The organism is Kribbella pratensis, assembly GCF_004365355.1.
Taxonomy (GTDB): domain Bacteria; phylum Actinomycetota; class Actinomycetes; order Propionibacteriales; family Kribbellaceae; genus Kribbella.
The window spans coordinates 1424651-1443191 of record NZ_SODP01000002.1 but is presented as its reverse complement, the minus strand read 5'-3'; the positions used below and the strand labels follow the sequence as shown (position 1 = coordinate 1443191).

Here is an 18541-nt window from a genome sequence, read left to right as displayed (position 1 = left end):
TCCGATCACAGCATCGGCGGGGCGGGCCGATCCCCTCAAACCGGCCCACCCCACCGCGTCCGGCCCCGCTACTTCACTTCGCGACGTGAGCTAGCCCACAGTCCGACGATCGTCGGAAGGACGATCCAGACCCCGACCGCGGTCAGCGTCTCGGGCACCATCCCGTGCAGATCCCGCTCCGCGATCCGGCCCAGCGCGCCGAACACGTCCAGGTAGTTCGCGTTGTCCTTGAACAGCGCCGGCCCGGCCAGCGACCACGCGGTCGGCGCGATGAAGAAGGCCAGGATCGCGACCGCGGTCTGCGGGATGACCGCACCGAAGGCGGCGCCCATCACGACGTTCAGCGCCACAGTCAGATAGGCGCCGGCCAGTTGCCCGCCCAGTCCGGCGTACGACGCAGCGTGGTCGGTGATGCCACCGGCGAGCGCCGTGCCGGCGAGAGCCATCGCGACGACCCCGGTCATCACGACCACGCTCAGTACGACGGCCGAGACGAACTTGGCCAGCTGCACCCGGACCCGGCGCGGTGACAGCGTGAATGTTGTCAGCGCGGTCCGCTGCGTCCACTCCGAGGTCATCGCCATCACGCCGATCACCGGCAGCAGCAGCATGACGCCGGTGGATGCGGCGCCGAGGAAGCCGTCGAAGCCGGCTGCGCCCTGCGGCAGGTGGGTGATCTGCCAGGTCAGCGCGGCCACAGCGACCAGCAGGATCGCGGCGATCAGGACCCGGCCGCTGCGGGTGTTGACGGATTTGCGTAGTTCGATGGCGACCAGTTTCAGGAACGACTGGCCGCGGGCGGGCGGCAGCGTGGTCGCTACCTCGGCCCGGTGCTTGGCCGGAGCGGTGGTCGGGACGTCTTCGGTCACAGTGGTCATAGCGATGAGCTCCAGAAGAAGGATTGGGTGTGATCAGGCGGCCGCGGCGGTGGGCGCTGCGGTCAGCTGGAAGAACAGGTCCTCCAGGCCGGCGCCGTCGCTCTGGCGGAGTTCGATCAGGATCTGACCGGCAGCGGCGGCGGCGCGCCCGACCTGCTCGGCGGTGGCATCGACGCGCAGCGAGCCGTCGGCGAGCGGCTCGAGGCTCAGGCCGGCCGCGGTCAGGGCCTCGTTCAGGCGGATCGGGTCGAGGCCGCGGACGAGAGTGCCGGTCCCGGCGAGCAGTTCGTCCAGCGAGCCGTTGGCGACGATCCGGCCGCCACCGATGACGACCAGGCGGTCGACGGTCGCCTGCACCTCACCGAGCAGGTGGCTGGACAGGATCACGGTGCCGCCGCGGGCGGCGAAGTCCTGCAGCAGCCCGCGCATCCACCGGATGCCCTCCGGGTCCATCCCGTTGGCAGGCTCGTCGAGGATCAGTACGGCGGGGTCGCCGAGCAGCGCGGCCGCGATACCGAGCCGCTGCCGCATGCCGAGCGAGTACTGACCGACGCGGCGCTTCGCGGCGTGGCTGAGTCCGACCGCCTCGAGCATCTCGTCGGCGCGGGTCTTCGGCACCCCGAGCAGGCTGGCGTTCAGCAGCAGCGTCTCGCGGCCGGTCCGGCCCGGGTGCTGCGCCGCGGCGTCCAGCATGACTCCGACGACCCGGCCCGGGTTCGGCAGGTCGGCGTACCGCTTGCCGGTGATGGTGGCGGTGCCGGAGCTCGGCGGTGTCAGGCCGGTGAGCATCCGCAGCGTGGTCGACTTGCCGGCCCCGTTCGGGCCGAGGAAGCCGGTGATGCTGCCGGGCTGAACGGTGAACGACACGTCCTGGACAGCCGTGGTGCTGCCGTAGCGCTTGGTCAGGTTCTCGACGGTGATCATGACATCGAGTCAACCGCCGGCGACCCCCCTCGCACATCGGACGAGGGGCTGCGGCCACCCCCTACGAAAGTCGTCCGGGACACCCCCGGAACCCACCCGGAAGGGGGACGTGATCGCGTCGACCGTCGAACTACAGTGACGGAATGCGACGGTTGCGCCGGTGGTACGCCTGGTGGGTCAGGCATGCCCCGCGCGTGCGCGACTTCCTGTTCGTCGCCTTCAGTCTGCTCACGATCGTCGCGCAGGCCGCGTCCGGCGGAGGCGGTTGGAGCCCCAAGGACTGGTACGTCCTCGGTGCCGGCATCGTCGCCTCGGTGGCGCTGCTCTGGCGCCGGCGGTTCCCCGTCACGGTCACCGCGATCGCCGTTGTCGCGATGCTGACCGGCGGGATCTTCGTCCCGATGGGGCTCGCGCTGCTGACGCTCTCGATCCGTCGCCGCGACCTCGCCCTGGCGATCCTCGGTCTGGCGTCGTACGCCGCCTACGTACTGAACACCTGGGGTGGCAAGGGATCGATCTGGGTCTCCATCTTCACCGGTCCGTTCCTGGTCGGAAGCTGGATCGCGGTCGGCGCGTACGTCGGAGCGCGCCGCGACCTGATGGCATCGCTGCGGGACCGGGCCGAGCGTGCCGAGGCGGAGCGTGAGTTGCGCAGCGAACAGGCCCGGCTCGGCGAGCGATCCCGCATCGCGCAGGAGATGCACGACGTACTCGCGCACAAGGTCTCGCTGATCGCCTTGCACGCAGGCGGTCTCGAGGTGAACCCGGCCGTCGGCGCGGACAAGGTCGAAGGCTCGGCCAAGCTCATCCGCGAAACCGCCCGGCAGGCGATGGAGGACCTCCGCGAGGTCCTCGGCGTACTCCGGTCCGACGTCAGCGTGGCAGGCGCAGACCTGTCGCCCGTGCCCCACGCCGCGGATCTCGAGCGGCTGATCGAGGCGTCCCGCGACGCGGGGGTGACCGTCGGGTACGACGTTGCGCTGCCGCCCGACGTACCGGATTCGCTCGGGCGGACCGTCTACCGGCTGGTGCAGGAGTCGCTGACCAATGTGCACAAGCACGCCCGCGGCGCTGCGACCGAAGTGTGGGTCCATGGCGCGCGGGGCGAGGGTGTGACGGTGAGGGTGACGAACGTGCGGCCGGTGGCTGCTGATTCACTGCTCCCTGGCGCCGGTGCGGGACTGGTCGGGCTGCGCGAGCGGGTGCAGCTGGTCGGTGGCCGGCTGACCACCGGGCCGACGCTCGAAGGCGGCTGGCGGGTCGAGGCCTGGCTGCCGTGGGATGACCGCAAACAAGATGCCGAGCCCGAGTTCGTGGACACGGCGTCGAACCGCGACGAAGGGGAACGATGACGCGGCTGCTGATCGTGGACGACGAGGCACTGGTCCGGGCCGGGCTGAAGATGATCCTTGAGTCGGACGACGAGCTCGAAGTGGTCGCCGAGGCCGACGACGGCGCGGACGCCGCGGCGATGGTGAAGGAGCATCGGCCGGACGTCGTACTGATGGACATCCGGATGCCGCGGCTGGACGGGCTGGCGGCGACGCGGGAGGTTCAGGCGCTGCCGGATCCGCCGAAGATCGTCGTACTCACGACTTTCGATCTGGACGACTACGTGTTCCGCGCTCTACAGGCCGGGGCCAGTGGGTTCCTGCTCAAGGACACGCCGCCGCGCGAGCTGGTGCAGGCGATCAAGGTCGTCGCGGCCGGGGACGCGATGCTGTCGCCCGCGGTGACGCGGCGTCTGATCGGGCACTTCGCCGGCGACCCGCGGACGGACCGGCGGCGGGTGGCGCGTGAGCGGATCAGCAAGCTCACCGAACGCGAGCGCGAGGTGCTGGTCGAGGTCGGCCGCGGCCTGCAGAACGCCGATATCGGCCGGAAGCTCTTCATGAGCGAGGCCACCGTGAAGGCGCACGTCTCCCGAGCGCTGGTGAAACTCGATGCCACGAACCGCGTGCAGGTGGCGATCCTGGCGTACGAAGCCGGTCTGCTCGACGATTAGTCGCGCGAGAAGAAGTACCAGGCGGTGACAGCCACGGTGACGACCGTCAGCGTGATCCAGACCGGGTAGTACCAGCCCGGCGCACTGTGCCAGACAAAGTTCTCCTGCCCGGAGAAAAAGACCCGCCAGAAGGACTTCCCGGTCTCCTCGGCCTTCTCGGACACACCCCGAACCGTGCCGTAGAAACCCGTCACCACCGTGGCGACCCACAGCGGGCCCATCAGTCGCCGCATCAACCCTCCGTTGCCTCGTGGGCAGCGTAGGGAGGGCGGGTGAACGGCAGGTATGCACAAAGGAAACCGGCCCGGCCGTCGGAGGGGTGGGGGCGACGGCCCGGCCGGTTTCATGGTCAGCGCGCCTGGGGGGATAGGACGCTGACGACCAGCGGCACCCGATGGGGGGAGGGGTGCCGACCGGTCAGGACTCAGATGCGGCCGAAGGCCACGCTGCTGGTCCAGATCTTCGCCTTGGCGACCGGGCGACCCGGCTTCGAGGCGTGCCACAGCATGTTCCCACCGGCGTAGATGCCGACGTGGTACACGCCGCCGCCACCGCTGCGGAAGAACACGAGGTCACCCGGCTTGGCGGCCTTGCGGCTGATGTGCTTGGTCGCGCTGTACTGCTGGCGCGACGTGCGCGGCAGCTTGTGACCGGCCTTCTTGTACACGTAGCCGGTGTAGCCGGAGCAGTCGAAGCCGCGGGTCGTCGTGCCGCCGTAGCGGTACGGCGTGCCCTTGAGCTTGGCCGCCTCCCGGAGCACCTTGGCCCGGAAGGTGGTGGTGCCGCTCGCGGCGGCATGGTTGCCGTACAGCACCTTGTGCTTCGCGGCCCAGGTCAGCCGACCCCAGGTCTTCTTGTCCGTGTAGCCGGTGGCCTTCAGGCCCCACGACGTCTGGAACTTCTTCAGAACGCGGACGGTGCTGCTGCCGAAGTAGCCGTCCGGACCGAGGTGCAAGGCCCTCTGGACGTACTTCACGGTCGGACCGGAGTCACCCAGCCGGAGCAACGGCCGGCTCGGGATGCTCATGTGGCCGCGCTGCTGAGCAGCGGTCATGGTGGTTGCCGAGGCGGTTGCCGGGGTGGTGCTGATGCTGAGGGCGGCTCCACCGCCGACAGCGAGGCCGACCGACAGAACGGCGGCTGCGGCGCGAGGTGCGCTGCTGGACTTGCTGGGCCTACGGTGCTTCGCCAGGGTCCGGCCGGGCGGCCGGTCGGTACTGGAAAGCTGGGTGACGGCGCGCGAAAGCGACGTCCGTCGGGCAGTGACGGGCATGGTGGTCTCCCGACGCCTGTGAAGTTAGCTGTCGGGTTCGGGCTGGGATTCATAGCCCGGTCCGCTCCCGCGGACTTCACCCCAGGGTTTCGACCACTCACGGTCGAGACCCAACTTCCTGGGTCCCCCACCCCTGCCATGGTGTTCGAGGGGAGCACATGGGCCCTGGCAGGGCTCGGCGTTGACCCACGTGCGGTTCGTGTTGTTTACCGAACCGCCGACGACTGTATAACAGAACGATCACGACGCAAACCCTCAGATCCACAAAGACCCTCCCAAATGCCTCTGAGAGGGCATCTGACGGATCAGCGAGCCTGGGTGAACACCAGGTGTCCTGAGCGCGTCTGAGCGGGGCTCAGGCGGGAAATGAGGGGTTCGATGTGACCTCGGTCACAATTGATGGTGGCTATCTGTGACAACGAGCACAGAGGGTGGTCAGGGCACCCTAAAATCCTTGCGAATTCAGCTATTTCCGAGCAGCTCCCGGAACCGTTCCAGCCCCACGTTGCCGCCCGACAGGACCACTCCGACGCGCTCCGGCATCCCGTGGATCCGTCCGGCCAGCACTGCGGCCAGTGCGCTCGCCCCGCTCGGCTCCAGCACGATCTTCAGCCGCTCGAACGCGAACGCCATCGCTGCCACGATCTCCTCGTCGCTGACCAGCTCGAACGACTCCACCAGCCGCCGGTTCACCGCGAACGTCAGTTCGCCGGGCGTCGAGATCGCCTGCCCGTCCGCGATCGTTCGCGGTACGGCGATCTCCACCCGCTCGCCCGCGGCCAGTGAGCGGGCGTGGTCGTCGCCCGCCGCCGGCTCGACCCCGATCATCCGGATCCCGGGGCACATGAGCGTCGCCGCGGTCGCACAACCGGCCATCAACCCGCCGCCGCCGACCGGGACCAGCAGGGCGCCGAGGTGCCCGACCTCTTCGAGCAACTCGAGCGCGACGGTCCCTTGCCCCGCGATCACGTCGTAGTTGTCGTACGGCGGGATCAGCGTGTGGCCGCGTTCGGTCGCCAGCTCCTGCGCGAGGGCGGCCCGATCCTGCGTGTAGCGGTCGTACGTGACCACCTCGGCGCCGTACCCGCGGGTGGCCGCGACCTTCGTCGGCGGCGCATCCTCAGGCATCAGGATCACCGCGGTCGTCCCGGCGAGCTGCGCCGCCAGCGCGACCGCCTGCGCATGATTGCCGGAGGAGTACGCCGCGACGCCCGCGTCGAGCTGCTCCGCCGTGAGCCGGCTGATCGCGTTGTACGCGCCCCGGAATTTGAACGCACCGATCCGCTGGAAGTTCTCGGCCTTCAGGAACACCTCCGCCCCGACCCGCTCGTCGAGCGTCCGCGACGTGAGGACCGGCGTTCGGTGGGCGACACCCTTCAGGCGCTCAGCGGCGGCCCGGACATCTGTGAGACTCAGCACGATCCGACGTTATCTGCGGGCGATGTCAAAGTGCGCCGACCCGCTCCGTACTGATGAACGAGAGGCGCCCACCCCGGGGGCCGCGGGTGAAGGAGAAACCGTGAAGTACCTACTGGTTCTGAACATCAACCCCGACGTGATCGCGGCGCTGCCGGAAGCCGAGCAGCAGGCCATCGGATCCGGGCACCAGAAGTTCATGGACACGATCAAGGCGTCGGGCGAGTTCCACAGCACGGTCGCGCTGCAGCAGCCGGCCCAGTCCGCGGTCGTCACGGTCCGGGGCGGTCTCCCGGCGGTGACAGACGGGCCGTTCGTGGAGTCGAAGGAGTTCCTCGGCGGCTATTACCTGGTGGACGTGGCGTCCCGGGAGCGCGCGCTGGAGCTGGCCGCGATGATCCCGGACGCGGCGATCGAGGGCCTCGGCGTCGAGGTTCGCGGGGTCGAGTTCGCGGACGGTCTCTGAGCGCTCCCTCTGACCGCTCCGCAACGAAGGGGGTTCTCCACAGGTTGTGGAGAACCCCCTTGTTTTGTTGACGTTTCAGCTGGTCTGGTCGTCGATGTTCGCGTCGACGGCGTTCCGCTTGATGGAGTCGATCCCGTTCAGCGCGGAGGCCTTGGTCTTGTAGCTCTCGCTGCTGGTCGCGATCACCTCGCCGTTGCCGGCCTTCAGGCGAAACCGGAACTCGCCGGACTTGTCCTCGTACAGCTCGAACTTCCCCGCCATCGGTGTACCTCCGTAGAAGATGTGATCACTCCGTTTCGGAGCGTAGTCCCCTCGGGCGGGTGGTGGGGTGCGTACACGCCTAGGAGAGCGTCTGCCTACTCGCGGATGCCGCGGATGCCTGCGACGACCAGGTCGAGGCCGATCTCGTAGTACCGGTCTCTCGACTCCGGGCAGATCAGTGCGCCGGCGGCGGAGGTGATCAACGGGTAGCGCTCCGGGGACAGCGCGCCTAGAGACGCTCGCTTACGCCGTAGGGAGGCCTCGCGAGCCTCAGGGTCGTTGACCTCGCGGGCGATCGGGTCCGTGGTCACCAGTGAGATCAGTGAGCAGATCGCCTGCCGGCCGACCTCGGCCGCGTCGTCGACGGTGAATCCGCCCTCGACGAGCAGCTCCAGTGCCCGCTCGGACAGCGCCAGGCCGGGCTCGGTGATCAGGATCCTCGGCAGCGTCAGGTCCGCAAGGCGAGGGTGTCCGCGGAGCGCGGTCACGAACGCGGTCAGCAGCGCGTGGAGCTGCTTGTCCCAGCGCTCGTCGTTCGGCGCCGGGAGGACGACGTCGGCCAGGATGCGGTCCCCGATCGCGGCCAGCAGGTCGTCCTTGTCCTTGAAGTGCCGGTACAGCGCCATCGGCGTGACGTCGTGCTGCGCGGCCAGCTTCCGGAACGAGACCGCGGCCGGTCCTTCGTCGTCGGCGATGGCCAGCGCGCTGTCGACGACCTTCTCCGGATCGAGGCGGCGGGAGGTCTCTTTGGTGATCACGTTGACAAGTCTACACCGTAGACCTACTGTCTACTCCGTAAGCTTACGGCGTATACATACAGCGTAGACTCTCAACCGAGCGAGGTACGGCAATGCGACGCAGTCCTTGGGCCACCCTGGCGGTGCTGGCTCTAGCGCAGTTCATCGTGGTGCTCGACGTGACGATCGTGAACGTCGCGTTGCCCCACATCCAGGCGGATCTGCACTTCTCCGCCGATTCCCTGCAGTGGGTCATCAACGCGTACACACTGCTCTTCGGAGGCTTCCTGCTCCTCGGCGGGCGGATGGCCGACCTGCTCGGTCCGCGCCGGGTGTTCACCGCGGGCCTGGTGCTCTTCGGCGCGACCAGCCTCGTCGCCGGCCTCTCCAACTCGCCGGAGTTCCTCATCGGCGCCCGTGCGATCCAGGGCCTCGGCGGCGCGCTGCTGTCACCCGCGGCGCTGGCCATCCTGACGATGACCTTCGCGCACGGACGCGAACGCAACATCGCGATGGGCGTGTGGGGTGGTCTCGCCGGTCTCGGCGGCACGCTCGGGGTGGTCGCGGGCGGCGTACTCGTGGACTCCCTCAGCTGGCAGTGGGTCTTCTTCGTGAACGTGCCGATCGTGATCGCGCTGATCGCCCTCATCCCGGTCTTCGTCCCGGACCTGCGGCACTCGACGGGTCGCCGTACGTTCGACACGCTCGGCGCGGTGCTCGGCACGGCTGGTCTGATGTCCGTCGTGTACGGCGTGGTGCGGTCCGAGCCGTCCGGTTGGGGATCGTTCGAGGTTGTCGGCGTACTGACCGCTGGGGTGCTGCTGCTGGTGGCGTTCGTGGTGGTGGAGTCGCGATCGGCTGCTCCGTTGGTGCCGCTGCGACTGTTCCGGTCGCGGGCGCTGAGCGTGTCCGGTGCGACGCTGGCGCTGAACGGCGCCGGGTTCCTGTCCATGTTCTTCCTGACTGCTATCTACCTGCAGCAGGTGCGTGCCGACAGTGCGCTCGAGGCCGGCGTTCACTTCTTGCCGATGGGCGGCGCGGCGATCGTCGGTGCGGTGCTGGCGTCCCAATTGGTGCAGCGACTTGGCACGCGGACCGTCCAGATGGCCGGCGCGGTCCTGAGCGTCATCGGCCTGCTCCTTCTCTCGCAGGCTGACGCCGCCGGTAGCTACAGCTCGGAACTCCTGCCCGGTCTGATCATCTTCGGCTTCGGCATCATCGGCGTCGGCGTACCTGGGCAGATCAACGCAGTGTCCGAGGTGCGGCCTGTTGAGGCCGGTGCGGCGTCCGGTGTGGTCAACGCGATGTACCAGGTCGGTGGGGCGCTGGGGCTGGCGATCGTCACCACCCTCTCCATCAGCCACACGACCAGCGAGCTCACCCACGGCGCGACTCAATTGCAGGCCCTGCAGTCAGGCTACGAACGCGGCCTGCTGGCAGCCGCCGCCTTCGCCGTCGCCAACGTCCTGCTGACCATGGCGACACCCCAACTCCAGCCCACCTCAGAACAACTCACCGAGGCCACAGCCGCCGCATAAGTTGCCCGCAGCAACGTCCGGCCCGACTACGGTGGTTGCCATGCAACCCCTAGCCTGGCCGGACTGCCGCAATGCAAGGGATCTCGGCGGACTGCCGGCGACAGCTGGTCAGCTCCGGACGGGCCGCCTGATCCGCAGCGACAATCTCGACCAGCTCGCCCCCGCCGGCCTCACCGCCGTACACGCCGCTGGAATCAGCCGGTTCGTGGATCTCCGCAGTGCTTGGGAGTGCGAGACGTTCCGATCCCCGTATGCCGACGATCCGCGGCTGATGAATGTACCGCTCTGGGACCCGGGCGACCCGGACGTGTCGGAGCTGGGGTTGTTCGAGCAGTACCGGATTCTGCTCGACGACTTCGCCGAGCGGGTCGCGGCGGCCGTCGTGGCGATCGCCGATGCGCCGCCTGGATGTGTGGTGGTGAGTTGTCATGCAGGTAAGGACCGGACCGGGGTCGTCGTTGCGTTGACGCTTGATCTGATCGGAGTGCCTCGTGAATTGGTTGCCGCTGACTACGGAGCTTCCGGGGCGGCCGGCGAGACGATCGTGCGGTTGCTCGATCACGTGCGGGCGCAGTACGGCGGAACGGCTGCCTATCTGCTGAATTCCGGGGCAAGCAGTGAGCAATTGGGTGGATTAGTGGGTCGGCTGACCGGGTGAAGCCCGGGGTGGTCCCCGATGTTTGTGTTGTCCGTTGCCGGGAGGGTTGGAGGCTCGGACGGACAAGAGGAGATCGGGATGCTGGTGCAAGGAGTGGTTGCGTTGGTGACTGCTGCGATGACGGCGGTGGTGCCGGCTTCGCCTTCTAGAGGTGGCGATTTGCAGAAGAGCCTTGACGGAGTGGCGGCGATCGGGGCGCTGGCCGAGGTGCGGAGCGGGACGCAGGTTTGGCGTGGGAGTAGCGGGGTTGCCGAGTTGGGGACCTCGCGCAAGGTTCCGGCGGACGGGCGATTCCGGGCCGGGAGTATCACGAAGACATTCGTCGCCACCGTCGTACTGCAGTTGGTTGCCGAAGGGCGGATCCGGCTCGATGACTCGGTGGAGCGTTGGTTGCCGGGCGTCGTGCCGAACGGCGAGAACATCATCGTGCGCCAATTGCTCAACCACACCAGCGGTTTGTACGACTACAAGAACACGCTGCCGATGCCGCCGAAGGAGGAGTTCTACGCGCTGCAATACCGGACCTGGACGGCGAGCGAGCAGATCGAGCGGGCGCTGGCACATCCGCCGGTGTTCGACAAGCCGGGTTCGCAGTACGACTATTCCAACACCAACTACCTGCTCGTCGGCGAGATCATCAAAAAGGTCACCGGCCGGACGTACTCCGACGAGATCGAGCGCCGCATCATCCGCCCGCTCGGACTGCACGGTACGACGATGCCGCGGACGTCGACGCGCATCCCCGGGCCGCATCCGCACGGATACGTACCCAAGGACGGCGGGCAGCTCGACTGGACCGAGATGAGCCCCACCCTCTTCGGCGCCGGCGGAGACATCATCTCGACGACCCACGACCTCAACCGCTTCTTCTCCGCCCTGCTCGGCGGGCAGCTGCTCCCGGCGCGGCTGCTCCAGGCGATGAAGACGCCAGGCACCGAGACCAAGGCGTACGGCCTCGGTCTGTCCTGGCACGACACCGCCTGCCATATCCGTGTCTACGGCAACGACGGCGATGCCCTCGCCTACCAGGCCTACTCGTTCTCGACGGCCGACACCCGCCGGCAGGCAACCGTTGCTGTCACGCCGCACTTTCCGACCAACCCGGACGACACCGTCGACACGTTCCTCGACAAGGCGTTCTGCTCGTGACACGTTGACCGCATGACCCGGTTCACGGATGAAGAGATGCGCGCAGCAATGAGCACGACCCGCGAGTACACGGTCGTGCTCCTGGAGGCAGGTCCGCAGTACGGCACCGAGGGGGCCGACGCGATCGTCTGGGAGCACGGCCGACGCAACTTCGAGCTGCGGGCGGACGGTCTGTTGAACATCGTCTTGCCGATCCGGGACGATTCCCCGCTCTGCGGCGTCGGCATCTTCTCGGGTACGGCGGACGACGTACGACGGATCATGGACGACGACCCGGGGGTGCGCGCAGGGGTGTTCACCTACCGGATCCACCCCACCCGGAGCTTCCCAGGGGATGCCCTGGGAATGTGAGATTGTCCGGCAATCGGTTTGGCCCCTCGGCGAAACGGCGACACTGGGATGGATGCGTTGCTGCCGTCGACCGAGGGAGACCGGGACCTTGGAACTCGCCACGCTCGATGCCGACGACTGGCCCATCGCCCGGGAAGTTCGCCTCCGGGCGCTCAAGGATTCCCCGTCGGCGTACATCTCGGAGTACGAGGACGAGGTGGCCGTCGGCGAATCCGGCTGGCGGGAGCGCTTCACCCGGATGCGATGGGTCGTCGCCCGGGAGCAGGCGCGGGTGATCGGACTGGCGAGCTCGGTCCGCGTCGACGGCCGGCCGCCGTACGAGCGGCACGTCGAGTCGGTGTGGGTCGATCCGCGCCACCGCCGTACTGGCGTACTGCGGGCGATCTTCGGCCACCTGACCGAAGTCGAGCCAGATGTCACCGAGTGGCGGGTGTGGGTGCTGGACACGAATGCCGTCGCGCGCCAGGTCTACGAACGCATCGGATTCAGCCCGACTGGCGAATGGCAGCCGCTATCCGACGGCTCCGGTCGGCTCGAGATCCGCCTGCGCCTTGACGCGCCCGGGCGGCCTGGCTGACACGCCGTACCCACAAGAGGCCCACGTCTCCAATCCAAGCTCGGCCAACGCGTCGCGATCAGACAGCTCTGACGTATACCGCCAGAGGACTTGCTCCCACCGCAGCTCGTCTTCTTGCCAGTGCTCGATGAATCTCACGCACAGTTCCGGGGTGATGCTCGAGGCCCGCTTCTCTGCGACCCGCAGGGACTCGTGCGCGTCCAACATCTTCAGATAGTCGACGGGGTTCGCCGACAACTGGGCGCGGGACAGCGCGGCGATCGTCTCCTCGATCGTCTCAAGCCGGACTTCAGTGAACTCACGCCAATGACTCTGCCGGGCTGCTGCTGCCAACTGCTCCTTGAAGGTCCAGTGCCGCGTGCTCTCGAACAACGCGTACAGGCCTTCGGCCAGAAGGTCGCCGAACTCCTCGCGATCAGCGCGTCCAGGATCCGCGAACGGCGCGTACTTCTCTTGCCGGACCTCGCCGATCTTCGGCAACGAGCGCTCGGCCGCGTGCCGGGCGAAGAAGAGCCAGTCCTCGTTGTAAACGTCCGCGAAGAAGGACAGTCCTGGATGTTGCAGGTTCACGCCGAGAGCAGCACCGCTGACGAACACGTCCTGCTTGAAGCCGGCGAGCCGACGTGCGTGACAGACCACCGAGTTGTCCGGGAAGTACCGGCTGACCATCGACGCGACTGGGTGCCGGTCGAGAGCCCCGGACAGGCGCTCGACATCCCACGGATTGAACTGGCTGATGTCGTCATCAACGAAGAGGATCTTGTTCCAGCCGCGCATCCGCCCGAGCAGTAGGCCTATATTGCGCTTCGCGCTGAGGTCGCTGGACCGGCCGGCGGAGGCCATCTTGAACTCCGGGCCGGACGTCAGTGGAGCGTCGTACGGAAGCCTGTAGTTGTCAGGCACCTCGACCACGAGTGCCCTGGCGCCGAACGTCTTCTCCACACGGCGCACGACCTGGCCGACCTGCGCCTGCCGACTGCACAGGACGACGAGCGGCACGGACAGCGTGGCCGACAGTGCGATGACATCCTTCAAAGCCGAGGCCGGCCTGGCGGCCGGGACCACGATCGCGTCCAGCCCGCTCCGCGCGGCCGGTGCCGCACTCGCGGCAGAGATGTCGCGTAATAGCGATGCATGAGATTGGCCGTGCTTGAGCTGACGGCTCATTCGTCCTCCTCCTCGGGGGACCACTCGTAAAGGCGGTTCTCCGGGATTTCCAGGTCAGGTGTGACGGCCTCGCCGTTGATCACTGGCACGCGCAGGAGCAAACCGAAAATCCCGCCCGGGAACCTGTTGGCCAGATAGGCCTCGTTACGTTCGCGGACGGCGTCATCGGTAAGGGTGCGTGCTGCGCCCAGGACACCGCGGCTGTAGACGCCATTGCAGATGGTGATAGTCCGGCTGTGGTTGAACGGATTGCGTAGCCGTGCGAGAAGAGCGACATCCTCGACCAGCTCCCGCGGAGTCTTGCCTTTCCAGGCATCCTGGGCCTGGACTGCTTCGAGCTCTGCCTTCGACGGTGCATCCGCGTCGGCGTCCTTGAGCTCTTCCCACAGTGGCCGATACTCACGGCCGTCGCGCGACCGGAAGATCTCGCCGTCGGCCAGGTCGTCGACGGTCATCTGCCGGATCGGCAACTGATCGAGTTGTCGCAGCAGGCGACTGGTGACCTGGTTCCAGGCGATGCCGCCGAGCAGGATGAGATGACCGGACAGATGGTCCGCAGTCACCTCGGAGGGAAGGTGGTGCCGCACGCGGAGCTCCGGGTTGGAGGCGCGTACATGACCCCACATCTCGATCAATGCGTCGAGGTCGGCGTACTTGTACAACCTGGTGTGGTTCGGGTTGTCCTCTTCCGCGAGTGGAGAACGACCCTCCACCGGCGCTTCCGGGCAGATCAATGTGATCGGCCCGGACTCGAAGTCGAATGTGTACGACCCGCCGATAGGCGACGGGTCGGCTTGATGGCGAACTGAGTCCCGCAGGGCAACAAGTTCGCGCTGGAGAGTGTTGAAACGCTCCCGCTCCGACGAGGTCAGATCCTGCTCACGCGGCAACCGCGCCCCTGCCGGTACGACCGACCGCGCGAACAGCAATGCGTACGATCGCAGCCGCTCCTCGGGCGGAAGCTTCGGGTTGCCCTGCGATTCCCAGGAGCTGATCGTCGCGACCGCGACCCGCGAATCGGTACTGAACGCATGCGACAGATCCTTCTGGGTCAGTCGATGCGACTGCCGGAGTTCGCGAAGTCTCCTGGCGAGTCGTACGGCCTCTGGTGAGGGGGCCACTGTCACTCCCGAATCTGCTCAGCCAACGACGGGCTCACGGATCCGCCTGATCCTATACCCGCTCTACCCGACTCCACTGACTACATCTGAACCCCGCACCGAAGATCTTCCGATGCCCAGCGACGCTCAGATTCGTCGACTCCCTGCGTTTCCCCGATCACAGTGCGTGCACCCCGAGCCGCAGTACACCATCGCTCTACCGTAGTACCGAACTCGACCTGAATCCAACTGAACCCGCACAATACGCCGAAATCCGGCCTATCTCGGTCCTGTCTCAGCTGTCGGGCCCCGATATTCCAGTGACGCCGGTGGTCTTACCCGCGAGGATGGCGCGCGTGGATGAGGTCAAGGTTGTCGTTGCCCATAGCGAACGCGCGACACTGCGAGTCGGTGACGTGTTCCTGAAGATCGATGCCGATCAGACGAATATCGACGTCGAGGTCGAGGCGATGGCCCTCGCGCCCATCCCGACCCCGGAGATCCTGTGGCGCAAGCCGCCAGTACTCGCGCTCGGAGCCGTCCCCGGGATGGCGCTCGGCGTCCTCGGCGAGCCTTCGCCCGCGTCGCCGGCCGCCTGGGCCGCGGCAGGTGCCGCCATCCGAAAGCTCCACGACGCGCCTCTGCCGCCTTGGCCCGGAAAGAACCTCGACGACATCACCGCGCACCTCGACAGCGAATGCGACTGGCTCATCACGAGCGGCACCCTTCCCGCCGACCTGGTCAAGCGCAACCGCGAAGTCGCCGAGGCCGCACTCCGCCCGTGGACGCCGGCCTTCATCCACGGAGACCTGCAGATCACCCACATCTTCGTGCAGGACGACCAGGTCACAGGCATCATCGACTGGTCCGAGGCCAGCCAAGGCGATGCCCTGTTCGACCTGGCCACCCTCACCCTGGGCCACGAGGAATGCCTCCCCGACCTCCTAGCCGGCTACGGCACCGACGTAGACCTCGACGTAGTCCAAGGCTGGTGGTCCCTCCGAAGCCTACGAGCCAGCCGCTGGCTCGTAGAACACGGCTTCGACCCCAACTCCCCAGGCTGCGAATTCGACGTACTCCGAGCCCGGATGTGACGGTGCCCCCGACCGGGCGATCTGGTCTCCGATACACGCGATCGCCCGCTTGTCCGCCTACGTGAAGCGGTATGTGGCGGCGACGAACCTGAATCGCAGTCGATGGACTTTGACATCATTCGCGGTGGTTGGATGTCGCGGCGTCGGTCGGGGTCACAGGCTTACCCGTGCCGGCTTCTACGACGTACGCCAGGAAATCTCGGATGTCGGCGAGTAGTTCGGTCTGGTCGTCGTACGTCGAGGTGCCGGTGCCTTCGCGTAGGCGCAGGCCCTCGGTCAGCACTCGGTGCCAGCGTTCGTCGTAGTACGTCAGCGCCCAGCGGGCGGCGCGGGACTTTGCGGTCATCTCGCCGGTCACCAGGAGGTGGTCCAGGCGCACAGAGCCGACGATGCAGTGTGAGAGTAAGTAGTCCCGCTCCCGCTCATCCGTAGGGAGGTCGGCAGGACTCACACGGGTCAGCCCCTCGGCGTTGCGGCGCCAGTAGGTGTCGAGGTTCTCCACGGTGTACGCACGCAGCGCCTTCTCATCGGTCCAGATCTCGAGTGTGGACAGCTCCGGTCCAGCGACCGTGATCCCGGCCCGCGCCAGCTCATGCCAGGCAATGATCCACGTCGGCGACGCAAGCACCTCAAGCTTCCCGGTGTGCATCATCTCCGGCACCGGCGGCACTGTCCGCGGATCACGCGCCAGATCAGAGGCCAGCAAGTACGGCCCATCAAAGTGCACAGAGGAGTACGCCGCCAGCTGCGCATGCACGCCCCGCAACACCTCGACCTCAGCCGGCTCCAGCCGCCGAGCAACCGTCGCCACAAAGTCGACATCAGACTGCCGCGGCGCCCACTCCCCGAACACCACCCCACCACGCAAATAAACCCCAGTCACCAACCCCACCGGCAACTCCCGCTCAACCAACCCCAAATACCGCTCACACAAATCCCGCACCGGCCCGGGCAGCACCACAAGTCCTCCTGTCCACCACGCCGCGAGACCCACGCCCCGCACCCGATGGGATGCCCAAACCCAACCCGGAGTTCGAACCCATGCCCACGCCAACCGACAAGATTGCTCGCTGGCTGGAGGGCGATCGACGCGCGTGACAAGTCGCGCGATAAGCCGGCAGTCGCGTGTGGGCGAGAGATCGCAAGGGATGCGAGTGGTCGAGTGCCCGTCGGGCTGGCTGGGCCAAGCAACCCCGGGTTCTGACCGGACGTGGAGCGCTTAGCGAGACAGCTGCGCTGGGCGTGATCAGCGACACGGCGCGGGGCTTCTTGGCATGCGTCGTCGGTCGCGCGATTAGCGCGTGCAGGCGGGCGCTAAGCCCGCAGCCGCGAGCGATAGCTGGGCACGGATGGCGGCGATGAGCCGGAGCGTGCGTGGGAAAGGAAATTCCTCCCCACCGTCTCCATCGGCTGACGCACCAGCCGACGGATGTGCACAGCCTGGGCGGTCTACGCGACCCGACCTTTGCACGCGCCGCGGAACGGTTGCACGAGGTAGCGTGCAGGTCCGACGTGGCTTCAGTACGCCGGTCGTGTGAGCTGGGCAGGTTCTGGCTGGACTGGGTTAGTGGCCGGAGCCTGTCACCATCTTGCGGCGTTCGGACTCGTGGGCTCCGCCTTTCTTCTCGAGTGTTGTGCAGGCGTCGACGATGTCGCGGGCGAGTGTGTCGACATGCTCACGGCTCATGGTCTCCTTGACCAGGGCGCGCATGATCGTGACGTCTTGGGCGTTGGGTGGCAGGGTGTACGCCGGGACCATCCAGCCGCGTTCGGCCGACAGTTGCCATGAGACATCGAACTCGTTGAAGTTGCTCCTGTCGGTCAACTGGAAGGCAACCAGTGGAAGCTGCTCTTCATCGGCACCGATCAAGGTGAAGCGGCCAGTATCCTGCAGCTTTTCTGCCAGCATCCTCGCGTTCTCCTGCATGTTCTTCATGATGTAGCTGTAGCCGGCCCGGCCGTAGCGCACGAAGTTGTAGTACTGCGCCAGCACCATCGAGGAGCCGGTCGAGAAGTTCAACGTGAAGGTGGCGTCGGTCTTGCCGAGGTAGTTCTCCTCGAACACCAGGTCGGAGGCGAGATCGGACCTGTCTCTGAAGATCAGCCATCCGATGCCGGGGTAGACCAAACCGAACTTGTGTCCCGAGACGTTGATGGAGTGGACCTGCTCGAGGCGGAAATCCCATTCGGAATGCGGGTACAGGAATGGCCAGACGAATCCGCCGCTCGCGCCGTCCACGTGCAGCGGTACGTCGATGCCGCGTTCGCTCTTGATCCGGAGCAGGAGGTTGTTGATGCCGACGACGTCATCCTTGTGACCGGTGAAGGTGGTTCCCAGTACGGCGGCCACGCCAATGGTGTTTTCGTCGACGTGGGGACTGACGTCGTCCGGCCCGATCGTGTACTTACCTGGCTGCAACGGCACGATCCGCGGCTCGACGTCGAAGTACCGGCAGAACTTCTCCCACACCACGTGGACATCTCCGCCGAAGACCAGGTTGGGATTTGCCGTCGACTCCCCGGCAGCCTGGCGGCGCTTGCGCCAGTTCCACTTCAAGGAGAGAGCGCCGAGCATGATCGCCTCCGATGAGCCCTGCGTACGTGCGCCGGTCGTCTCGCCTGGGGCGTGGAACAGATCGGCGAGCATGCGGATGCAACGCCGTTCGATTTCGGCGGTGCGCGGATACTCGGCGTGGTCGATGAAGTTCCGGTGCAGGTTCCCGGCGATGATCCGTTGTGCCTCCGGCTCCATCCAGGTCGTGACGAAGGTAGCGAGGTTCCGCGCCGGGTCACCTTCCAGCGCGATGTCCTCGGCCACCAGTCGCATCGCATCCGTGGCCGTCATGCCCGCCGCAGGAAACTCGCGACTCGGCACCTCTTCCGTGGCGAAGCGATTGCCGAAGAGTGCAGCGTCGCGGAGGTTCTCTGTCGTTGCCGTCATTGGATT

Annotated in this window: 20 protein-coding genes and 1 riboswitch; of the genes, 9 read left to right on the top strand and 11 right to left on the bottom strand. The window is 66.9% G+C overall.

Annotation, left to right across the window (positions count from 1 at the left end):
- Nucleotides 1–68: 68 nt before the first annotated feature.
- Entirely contained in the window at nucleotides 69–878 is an 810-nt protein-coding gene (locus tag EV653_RS23700) for an ABC transporter permease (protein ID WP_134105888.1), read from the bottom strand.
- A gap of 33 nt (nucleotides 879–911) precedes the next feature.
- Nucleotides 912–1802 (bottom strand): ABC transporter ATP-binding protein, encoded by an 891-nt coding sequence (locus EV653_RS23695; RefSeq protein ID WP_134105887.1) that lies wholly within the window; start codon nucleotides 1800–1802, stop codon nucleotides 912–914.
- A 143-nt stretch (nucleotides 1803–1945) separates the two neighbouring features.
- Here EV653_RS23695 and EV653_RS23690 point away from each other — a divergent pair, with 143 nt between their 5' ends.
- Together EV653_RS23690 and EV653_RS23685 are read left to right on the top strand one after the other, a co-directional pair.
- On the top strand, nucleotides 1946–3154 hold the full coding sequence (locus EV653_RS23690; RefSeq protein ID WP_134105886.1) for a sensor histidine kinase: 1209 nt from the start codon (nucleotides 1946–1948) through the stop codon (nucleotides 3152–3154).
- Nucleotides 3151–3807 (top strand): response regulator, encoded by a 657-nt coding sequence (locus EV653_RS23685; RefSeq protein ID WP_134105885.1) that lies wholly within the window; start codon nucleotides 3151–3153, stop codon nucleotides 3805–3807. Before EV653_RS23690 ends, EV653_RS23685 begins: the two co-directional genes overlap by 4 nt.
- Here the strand turns inward: EV653_RS23685 and EV653_RS23680 are convergent.
- From EV653_RS23680 to EV653_RS23670, 3 genes are all read right to left on the bottom strand, one after another.
- The gene (locus EV653_RS23680; protein WP_134105884.1) at nucleotides 3804–4040 is read right to left on the bottom strand and encodes a hypothetical protein; all 237 of its coding nucleotides are present in this window, start codon (nucleotides 4038–4040) and stop codon (nucleotides 3804–3806) included. The two genes, EV653_RS23685 and EV653_RS23680, sit on opposite strands and share 4 nt — an antisense overlap.
- 191 nt (nucleotides 4041–4231) lie before the next feature.
- On the bottom strand, nucleotides 4232–5080 hold the full coding sequence (locus tag EV653_RS23675; protein ID WP_134105883.1) for a C40 family peptidase: 849 nt from the start codon (nucleotides 5078–5080) through the stop codon (nucleotides 4232–4234).
- Nucleotides 5080–5247, bottom strand: a riboswitch (cyclic di-AMP (ydaO/yuaA leader). It overlaps the preceding gene by 1 nt.
- A 295-nt stretch (nucleotides 5248–5542) precedes the next feature.
- Entirely contained in the window at nucleotides 5543–6499 is a 957-nt protein-coding gene (locus tag EV653_RS23670) for a pyridoxal-phosphate dependent enzyme (protein ID WP_134105882.1), read from the bottom strand.
- Between the two features lie 100 nt (nucleotides 6500–6599).
- Between EV653_RS23670 and EV653_RS23665 the strand changes: the two genes are divergently transcribed.
- A complete protein-coding gene (locus EV653_RS23665) occupies nucleotides 6600–6962 on the top strand; it encodes a YciI family protein (RefSeq protein WP_134105881.1) in 363 nt (120 codons plus the stop codon).
- Nucleotides 6963–7037: 75 nt separating this feature from the next.
- On the opposite strand, the gene EV653_RS23660 is transcribed toward EV653_RS23665, so the two are convergent.
- Nucleotides 7038–7223 carry a YegP family protein gene (locus EV653_RS23660; RefSeq protein WP_134105880.1) on the bottom strand — a complete coding sequence of 62 codons (186 nt, stop codon included), beginning with the start codon at nucleotides 7221–7223 and terminating at the stop codon, nucleotides 7038–7040.
- A gap of 95 nt (nucleotides 7224–7318) precedes the next feature.
- Nucleotides 7319–7981 (bottom strand): TetR/AcrR family transcriptional regulator, encoded by a 663-nt coding sequence (locus EV653_RS23655; RefSeq protein WP_134105879.1) that lies wholly within the window; start codon nucleotides 7979–7981, stop codon nucleotides 7319–7321.
- A 92-nt stretch (nucleotides 7982–8073) separates the two neighbouring features.
- Between EV653_RS23655 and EV653_RS23650 the strand changes: the two genes are divergently transcribed.
- From EV653_RS23650 to EV653_RS23630, 5 genes are all read left to right on the top strand, one after another.
- Complete coding sequence (locus EV653_RS23650; RefSeq protein WP_134105878.1) at nucleotides 8074–9498, top strand: MFS transporter; 1425 nt, start codon at nucleotides 8074–8076, stop codon at nucleotides 9496–9498.
- 40 nt (nucleotides 9499–9538) lie between these two features.
- Nucleotides 9539–10156, top strand: coding sequence for a tyrosine-protein phosphatase (locus EV653_RS23645; protein WP_134105877.1), 618 nt, complete (start codon nucleotides 9539–9541; stop codon nucleotides 10154–10156).
- Between the two features lie 78 nt (nucleotides 10157–10234).
- Nucleotides 10235–11305 (top strand): serine hydrolase domain-containing protein, encoded by a 1071-nt coding sequence (locus EV653_RS23640; protein WP_134105876.1) that lies wholly within the window; start codon nucleotides 10235–10237, stop codon nucleotides 11303–11305.
- Between the two features lie 12 nt (nucleotides 11306–11317).
- Nucleotides 11318–11656, top strand: a complete 339-nt coding sequence (locus EV653_RS23635) for a hypothetical protein (protein ID WP_134105875.1) — start codon at nucleotides 11318–11320, stop codon at nucleotides 11654–11656.
- Nucleotides 11657–11744: 88 nt separating this feature from the next.
- On the top strand, nucleotides 11745–12233 hold the full coding sequence (locus tag EV653_RS23630; protein ID WP_166679529.1) for a GNAT family N-acetyltransferase: 489 nt from the start codon (nucleotides 11745–11747) through the stop codon (nucleotides 12231–12233).
- On the opposite strand, the gene EV653_RS23625 is transcribed toward EV653_RS23630, so the two are convergent.
- The gene (locus tag EV653_RS23625; RefSeq protein WP_134105873.1) at nucleotides 12168–13400 is read right to left on the bottom strand and encodes a hypothetical protein; all 1233 of its coding nucleotides are present in this window, start codon (nucleotides 13398–13400) and stop codon (nucleotides 12168–12170) included. The genes EV653_RS23630 and EV653_RS23625 overlap by 66 nt on opposite strands.
- On the bottom strand, nucleotides 13397–14521 hold the full coding sequence (locus EV653_RS23620) for an XRE family transcriptional regulator (protein ID WP_134105872.1): 1125 nt from the start codon (nucleotides 14519–14521) through the stop codon (nucleotides 13397–13399). The genes EV653_RS23625 and EV653_RS23620 overlap by 4 nt, the downstream gene beginning before the upstream one ends.
- Before the next feature lie 335 nt (nucleotides 14522–14856).
- Between EV653_RS23620 and EV653_RS23615 the strand changes: the two genes are divergently transcribed.
- Nucleotides 14857–15594: a phosphotransferase family protein gene (locus tag EV653_RS23615; RefSeq protein ID WP_134105871.1), complete on the top strand. Its 738-nt coding sequence runs from the start codon at nucleotides 14857–14859 to the stop codon at nucleotides 15592–15594.
- A 115-nt stretch (nucleotides 15595–15709) separates the two neighbouring features.
- Here the strand turns inward: EV653_RS23615 and EV653_RS23610 are convergent, their stop codons facing one another.
- A complete protein-coding gene (locus tag EV653_RS23610) occupies nucleotides 15710–16477 on the bottom strand; it encodes an aminoglycoside adenylyltransferase domain-containing protein (protein WP_134105870.1) in 768 nt (255 codons plus the stop codon).
- A gap of 681 nt (nucleotides 16478–17158) precedes the next feature.
- On the bottom strand, nucleotides 17159–18535 hold the full coding sequence (locus EV653_RS23605) for a glutamate decarboxylase (protein ID WP_134105869.1): 1377 nt from the start codon (nucleotides 18533–18535) through the stop codon (nucleotides 17159–17161).
- Nucleotides 18536–18541 lie beyond the last annotated feature (6 nt).

What these genes read in the sequence shown, in the direction of transcription:
- EV653_RS23675 (WP_134105883.1), bottom strand. Translation starts at nt 5,080, where the DNA reads ATGCCCGTCACTGCCCGACGGACGTCGCTTTCGCGCGCCGTCACCCAG.
- EV653_RS23680 (WP_134105884.1), bottom strand. Translation starts at nt 4,040, where the DNA reads ATGCGGCGACTGATGGGCCCGCTGTGGGTCGCCACGGTGGTGACGGGT.
- EV653_RS23645 (WP_134105877.1), top strand. Translation starts at nt 9,539, where the DNA reads ATGCAACCCCTAGCCTGGCCGGACTGCCGCAATGCAAGGGATCTCGGC.
- EV653_RS23650 (WP_134105878.1), top strand. Translation starts at nt 8,074, where the DNA reads ATGCGACGCAGTCCTTGGGCCACCCTGGCGGTGCTGGCTCTAGCGCAG.
- EV653_RS23605 (WP_134105869.1), bottom strand. Translation starts at nt 18,535, where the DNA reads ATGACGGCAACGACAGAGAACCTCCGCGACGCTGCACTCTTCGGCAAT.
- EV653_RS23690 (WP_134105886.1), top strand. Translation starts at nt 1,946, where the DNA reads ATGCGACGGTTGCGCCGGTGGTACGCCTGGTGGGTCAGGCATGCCCCG.
- EV653_RS23635 (WP_134105875.1), top strand. Translation starts at nt 11,318, where the DNA reads ATGACCCGGTTCACGGATGAAGAGATGCGCGCAGCAATGAGCACGACC.
- EV653_RS23640 (WP_134105876.1), top strand. Translation starts at nt 10,235, where the DNA reads ATGCTGGTGCAAGGAGTGGTTGCGTTGGTGACTGCTGCGATGACGGCG.
- EV653_RS23700 (WP_134105888.1), bottom strand. Translation starts at nt 878, where the DNA reads ATGACCACTGTGACCGAAGACGTCCCGACCACCGCTCCGGCCAAGCAC.
- EV653_RS23685 (WP_134105885.1), top strand. Translation starts at nt 3,151, where the DNA reads ATGACGCGGCTGCTGATCGTGGACGACGAGGCACTGGTCCGGGCCGGG.
- EV653_RS23625 (WP_134105873.1), bottom strand. Translation starts at nt 13,400, where the DNA reads ATGAGCCGTCAGCTCAAGCACGGCCAATCTCATGCATCGCTATTACGC.
- EV653_RS23660 (WP_134105880.1), bottom strand. Translation starts at nt 7,223, where the DNA reads ATGGCGGGGAAGTTCGAGCTGTACGAGGACAAGTCCGGCGAGTTCCGG.
- EV653_RS23695 (WP_134105887.1), bottom strand. Translation starts at nt 1,802, where the DNA reads ATGATCACCGTCGAGAACCTGACCAAGCGCTACGGCAGCACCACGGCT.